This window comes from Candidatus Cloacimonas sp., assembly GCA_039680785.1.
Lineage (GTDB): Bacteria > Cloacimonadota > Cloacimonadia > Cloacimonadales > Cloacimonadaceae > Cloacimonas.
The window spans coordinates 1-6,461 of sequence record JBDKSF010000020.1; the positions used below are offsets into that span (position 1 = coordinate 1).

5 protein-coding genes are annotated in these 6,461 nt (G+C 36.5%); all 5 read left to right on the forward strand.

What is annotated here, in order from left to right:
- Nucleotides 1–293: hypothetical protein (locus ABFC98_00865; protein MEN6444577.1), on the forward strand; the 293-nt coding region annotated here is incomplete at its 5' end.
- The gene (gene pgeF, locus ABFC98_00870; GenBank protein MEN6444578.1) at nucleotides 290–979 is read left to right on the forward strand and encodes a peptidoglycan editing factor PgeF; all 690 of its coding nucleotides are present in this window, start codon (nucleotides 290–292) and stop codon (nucleotides 977–979) included. The genes ABFC98_00865 and pgeF, both read left to right, overlap by 4 nt.
- Entirely contained in the window at nucleotides 972–2,264 is a 1,293-nt protein-coding gene (locus ABFC98_00875) for a FapA family protein (protein ID MEN6444579.1), read from the forward strand. Before pgeF ends, ABFC98_00875 begins: the two co-directional genes overlap by 8 nt.
- The gene (locus ABFC98_00880) at nucleotides 2,264–5,431 is read left to right on the forward strand and encodes a S41 family peptidase (GenBank protein MEN6444580.1); all 3,168 of its coding nucleotides are present in this window, start codon (nucleotides 2,264–2,266) and stop codon (nucleotides 5,429–5,431) included. Before ABFC98_00875 ends, ABFC98_00880 begins: the two co-directional genes overlap by 1 nt.
- Nucleotide 5,432: 1 nt before the next feature.
- Nucleotides 5,433–6,308 carry a tetratricopeptide repeat protein gene (locus ABFC98_00885; protein ID MEN6444581.1) on the forward strand — a complete coding sequence of 292 codons (876 nt, stop codon included), beginning with the start codon at nucleotides 5,433–5,435 and terminating at the stop codon, nucleotides 6,306–6,308.
- The last annotated feature ends 153 nt before the right edge of the window (nucleotides 6,309–6,461 follow it).

A 6,461-nucleotide genomic window follows, 5' to 3' on the forward strand; every position in this document is an offset into this window, starting at 1 on the left:
CTTTAATTCAGAGCATCACTTCTTTGGAAATGAGAGGAAGAGTTATTGCCTTATATACTATGGCTTCAGCAAGTATGTCACCTTTGGGAAGTTTGTTGATGGGAAGTTTATCCAGCAAGATTGGAGCTCGTTATACATTAGTATCCTGTGCAAGTATCTTTTTATTATGGTCGCTAAATGGCATGCGAATTGTTCCCAAATTTTTACGAGGTGTATTAAGAATGCTTGTTATCAGTGACAACACCGATGTATATCGTTCCAAAATAAATACTGAGGAGGCCTCTGCACAGTGAGAATATTTTATTATCTTGGTAAGCGAGATCCTGATTATCATTCCCTTTTATATATGCAACGAGATTTTGTGCTGGATGGAGTAAAAATTCCTGCCTCCAGAGTAATAATTGCAGAGCAAACTCATTCCAAACAAGTTCATATTTGCCGTGAAATAGATTGTGGAGCTGGCTTTATGCAAAAACCGCAAATCCCGATTGTCGATGGTTTAATCACCCAAACTCCCTATCAATATTTACTTATCAGAACTGCAGATTGTTATCCAGTTATTTTAATGGATAGCCGACGCAATGTGGTAGCGGCAATTCATTGTGGCAGAGAAGGAACCCGAAAGAACATTATTGGAGAGGCGATTAGAATAATGAATAGCCAGATGTATTGTCAGTTAAATGATATTATCGCTATTGTAGGGGCAGGAATATGTCACAATCACTATGAAGTAAGCCAAGAACTATATGACGAATTCAATAAAAGCATCAAAGCAATGGGTTTGGAACCTGTTTCCTCTAAGAATAGACATATTGATATACGCACTGTAATTAACCATCAACTCTTAAAAGCTGGAATTATGGATATAAATATAGAAAACATCCCTGATTGCACTTATGAAAGTTCCAGCTACCATTCCTATCGCAGAGAAAAGACCAAGAACCGTCAAATAAACTTAGTAGGTATCATTCATGGCTAAAACATTTACCAGTAAAGACGGTAACTTAATTTTGGAAATTCGAGAAAAACCCTTATCTGCTTGGCTGACCATTAATAATACGGGTAAACTGATTGATGAAAATGATATTATTGCCCTCCTGGAAGAAGCAAACATAAAAAATGGTTTTGAGGAAGCGGCGGAATATATGCGTCTGCAAACTTTGGAAAAAGAATTTGCAACTCCTTTTCCCATCGCAATGTGCAATATTAAAAAAAGCGAAAGTATGCTGCGTTATAATTTCAATCCGGATATAATTGGGAATCCCGAAACAGATGTAACCTTTATGATGCTATCCAAGTTAAAACTTTATCACGCCGGTGATGTTGTAGCTGAATACGCCAAAAACATATTTGAACAGGGTGGCAGTATCTATGATATTTTTGGCACACTTATCAATTCCGAATCAGTCGATCTGGAGCAAGCAAACAATTTAGTGGGTATAAATATTGCTTTTGATCCCCAAAATTTACAATTTTATGCTCTAACAGATGGATATCCTTATCTGGACGAACAAAATCATATTTGCCTCCTAAATAATATCGCGTTGAGGGCTGAGGATATTCCCAGTGATAATATCTTCCATTGCCCCATTGATCTCTCCATAGAAGGAAATTTATCTTTTGTAACTCTTCGCTGTAAAGCTAACTTGATAATAAACGGAGACATACACTCCTGCTCCATAGAATGCGCTAAGAATTTATTCATTAAAGGTGATATTATTTCATCTTCTGGCAGAGGTATTATTATCTGGGGAGATTTGGAATGCCGAAGCATTCGCAATTCGTATGTTGTCTGCTTGCATAATATCCATTTTACGGATACGATAGAAAACTCCACCGTCGTTTGTGACGGAGATATTATAGGAGATTTTGAAACCAGTGAAATTAACGGTGGCTTAACTCAAGCAGGAGAATCAATAGCGATTGGGAAAATCGGTTCGAAAGACAATAATGAAGCAGAAATTGAAATAGCCATTAGCCCTTTTTATCGTAATATGTTACTTATTTTAACCAAGGAACTTATCCATTGGAAAGAAGATAAAGAAACAAATGCCATAGCTATTAACGAGCTGGAAAATCAAATTGCGAACTATGAAACAGCACTGGATGAAAAGTTGAATCAGTTCTTGAATCCGGAGCAGAAAAAGGTTAGGAAAATATCTGTATCGGAAGTTAACAGACCGCCTGTTACCTTCAGGGTTTTAAAACATAGCTACGAAATCAATAAACCAGAATTGAATCTAATATTTGTGGAAAAGGACTAATGAAAAAAGGAAAAAACACTTTAAAAAAGATCGGATGGATTGCCGTCTTGTTTCTTTTCACCTATCCTCTCTTCGCTTTGGAAGCATCTTTCAGTTCCGATCCTGCAATTTCTCCGGATGGTAAAACTGTCTGTTTCGTATATTGCAATGATTTATGGCTAATTCCTTTTGAGGGAGGAATTCCTCGTCGGATTACCAATACAACTTGTAGAGAATGGAATCCCCAATTTAGTCCGGATGGAAAAATGATCGCTTTTTCTTCTGATCGCGATGGTCAAAGTATCATTTATTTGATTCCAGCAGAGGGCGGAGAGGCAAAAGCCATAAATTATGAGTCCTTAGGGCTATCTGAGTGGTTTAGTGATTCTAAATATCTTCTTTGCACAAAGTATTCTATGCGTTGGGGTGTTTCTTTTTATAAAGTTCCGATTGATGGTTCCAGACCCGAAATGTTGGCAGAAATAGCAACTCGCTTTGCCACTTTAAGCCCGGATAATAAACAAATTGTTTTTCAAAAGAACGGTTATTCCAGACGGGAAGCATATAAAGGTAGTGCCAATGGAGAGCTTTGGCTATTGGATATTGCCACTAAAAAATATACCAAATTAACTAAAACCAAACTATCGGAAATGTATCCGCGTTTTTCTCAGAGCGGAGCTTTATATTATTGTGCATCGGATGGTAAGTGTTTACAGATTAACAAAGTAAATAATCTTTCCTTTCGCCGACCCGAAAACATCACGGCTCTGAAAACTTTCAGCGCCAGAGATATAAATGTAGCAAGAGCAAATGATCGCCTTGTTTTTGAATATTTTGATACTATCTATAAATACGATCCCCTACTTAAAAAGGAAAATAAAGTAAGCCCTCTTTTTATAGACCTTTCCGAAGACGAATGGCAGGATAACATTGTGCGCAGCTATCAAAATAATACTGTTGAGGATTATACTGTTTCTACCAATGAATTGCTCGTGGGTTTCAAACATAATTATGACTGTTTCTTTGCTCCGGTTAAAGGTGGAGAGGTAAAACAAATAAGTTTTGATAATGGTTCCATTTTCAATATGCAATTTTTGGATGAACGCAGAATGATTGTCAGCAAACTGGATGACGGCATCATCAAACTTTTTATGGCAACTGCAGATTCCATAATAACCCTCTCCCCCATTGAATGGTTTGGGGCTGATAGTTTATGTGTAAATGAACTCTTTAGGGATAAAAAAGGGCGTTGGTATTTCAAATATGCCGATTATTATAGTAATGAGAATGTAGCAATCGCCGATTCCGGATTTGTAAATATTCGTCCTGTAAAAACACCCTGGGCAGTTACTACTAATTTTGCTTATAGCGAAGATGGCAATTATGCCGTGTATGGAATTGTGCGTGAAGATAATTATGTAAAAGAATTATATCTGTATGATGTTCAAGCCAATACAAGTACACGACTGTTAGCGGATAGCGGATGGCTGCAAAATCTAATTTGGACTGCCGATAATAAATCCATATTATTAACTCGTAACAATGATATTTACCGATTAGATTTAGTTCCCAGAGATGAATTTGAGCTGGATAAAGACCCTTGGGATGAAATTTTAAAACCAGAAAAAAGTAAGCCCGATAGCATCAAAGAAGAAAGACAGTCCGACGAAAAGGGCAATTTGGTTATAGACATCGTTGCCGAAAAACAAGCTGAAAAAACACCTCAACCCTTAAAAATCGTTTGGGAGGGCATCGAAAAACGCTTTTATCCCATCATTAAAGCAAAAGATAATTATAATTTCGTCTTAGACACAATCAGCGACAGCACTTTTTATTACATAGAAGATAATAAACGGCAAGATAAGAATAGTTATCTTAGAAAAGCTGATGTTTACGGCAAAAATCAGAAAGAAATCTTTAATTTTGGCAAATCGGCAGCATCTTACAGCAAAGTGAACAACACTATCTATTATCTTGTTCTGGGAGAAATTAAATCTTATAATACCATTACTTCCGCCCGTAAAGATGTTCAAATTCAATATGATTACAAATATGACAAAGCACTTTTGAATCGCTCTGTTTTTGAAGAAGTATGGTGTATTTTTGGCAATTATTTTTATGATCCGGATATGCACTCTGTTGCTTGGAAGCAGCTCTATCAATTATATCTCACTTATGTAAATAAAGCTAAAGATATTTATGATGTTGCCACCGTCATAGATGAAATGATTGGTGACTTAAATGCTTCGCATACTGGCTTTTATCCACGCGATGAATACAATTCCTTTTCCAATCCTGCCGCTTGGATTGGTGCTGAATTTGATTATAATATAAAATTGGAAGAAGGAATTAGGTTAAGCAGAATATACCCCAATTCTCGGCTAAGCAGCTTTTATCAATTAGAAGAAGGGTGTATTTTAACTCATATTGACGGTATTAAAATTACACCGAAAACTGCCATAGATTCCCTCTTAGCCGGAAAAACGGGAAAAAAGATTAAACTGACCTTTTTGCAGAAGGGAGTTATTACGGAAGCAGTGATCACCGGTTTATCATATTATCAAATGAATGATTTAAAATATGATTACTGGGTAGCCCAAAACCGTAAACTGGTAGATGAACTTACTCATAATAAGATAGGTTATATTCATATCCCTGCTATGGGAGAAGAGGATTGGCAAAATTTCTATTCTGATTTGTTAGTGAAAAATTATGATAAAGAAGCCCTCGTAATTGATGTGCGTGGAAATTATGGAGGACATATTCATGACAAACTGATCACTTTGTTGGAAAAAAAGAAATATGCCTACACCACAAGTCGCAGATTCAGTCGTTTTCAACAATCAGAACCCTATAATATATGGGATAAACCAAGCATTGTCTTAGTTAACGAGGAGTCCTTCAGTGACGGAGAAATTTTCCCGATGATTTATCAAGAATTAAAAATAGGCAAAGTGGTGGGAGTTCCCTCCAGTGGTTCAGTAATTGGAACTTGGCAATATTATCTTCAAGATGGTTCATCAATGCGAATGCCAGGAACGGGTTGGTATAAACTTGACGGAACTAATATGGAAGGAAACGGAGTTATTCCAGACATCATTGTGGAGAATTTACCGGAAGATATCATCGCTGAACGCGATCTGCAACTTACCAAAGCGGTAAAAGAACTGATGAAAGAGCTAAAATAAAATGAATTTAACAGAAATAAACAACCTTATTCAAAGAGCCAATGCCGTTGTCAAAACCAACTGGCTAAGCGCAGTTTATATATTACAAGAAGGATTAAAAGAAGCACCTGAGGATATTTCCATTCTTACTAATTTGGGAGATATCTATCTGGAAAGACAACTCTACGAAAAATCTCTTAGTTACTATAATAAAGCAATCTCCCTTTGTCCCGATAATCCCCAGTTAATGTTTTTGATTGGTTCCTGCTATTTTTCTTTGGGAGAATACAGAATTGCTCTCAGTTACTTCAATAGAATTACCAATCCTCCTCCGGAAGTATTATATAATAGCGCTCTGGCTTATGCTTTTTCGGGTGCATATCAGGAAAGCATCAATATTATCAACGAACTTCTTGGTGTTATAGACGATAATCCTTTTATGTATTTTCTTTTAATTGAACAATATCTTCGCTTGCAAAATTATGATAGCGCCTATCAGACAATTCTGATCGCCGAAAAAAAATTCGGCAAGCATAAACAGCTTCTTTTGCTCTCTGCCTTGGTTTATGGGAAAAAAGAGATCTGGCTGAAATCTTATTATAGCTTCGTAGAATATGAACAGTCCGGTTCTTTATTAAATCCAGACCATTTAATAGCTTATGCAAATGCTGCCGTGAAAATCGGTATGAATGATAAAGCAATTGAATTATTGCAAAGAGCTTTAAACATTAATCCTTATAGCGTAGATAGTTATGAACAGCTAATCCGTCTGCTGTTAATGAAAAATGATTTTCCTACAGCTCGCAAAATGCTTACTAAGGCAAAAAAATATTTAGCGCGACTCACGCCTGTTCTCTATCTATTTAAAGAAAGGATAGAAAATCATCTACCGGATTAAAGTTACTATTATGGCTATGGATCAGAATAGTTTGACTCCGTAGCTAAACTAAACTCCTCTTTCCTCAAGAACTACATTTCATCGCCCTACCGCTAACCGAGTTTTTCAACTCCAGTAAACACTTTGGGGACGATATAAATACTCTGTCTGTAT

Bases quoted from the DNA above. Each gene is read 5' to 3' on its own strand.
- ABFC98_00875 (MEN6444579.1), top strand. From the start codon at position 972: ATGGCTAAAACATTTACCAGTAAAGACGGTAACTTAATTTTGGAAATT.
- ABFC98_00880 (MEN6444580.1), top strand. From the start codon at position 2,264: ATGAAAAAAGGAAAAAACACTTTAAAAAAGATCGGATGGATTGCCGTC.
- ABFC98_00885 (MEN6444581.1), top strand. From the start codon at position 5,433: ATGAATTTAACAGAAATAAACAACCTTATTCAAAGAGCCAATGCCGTT.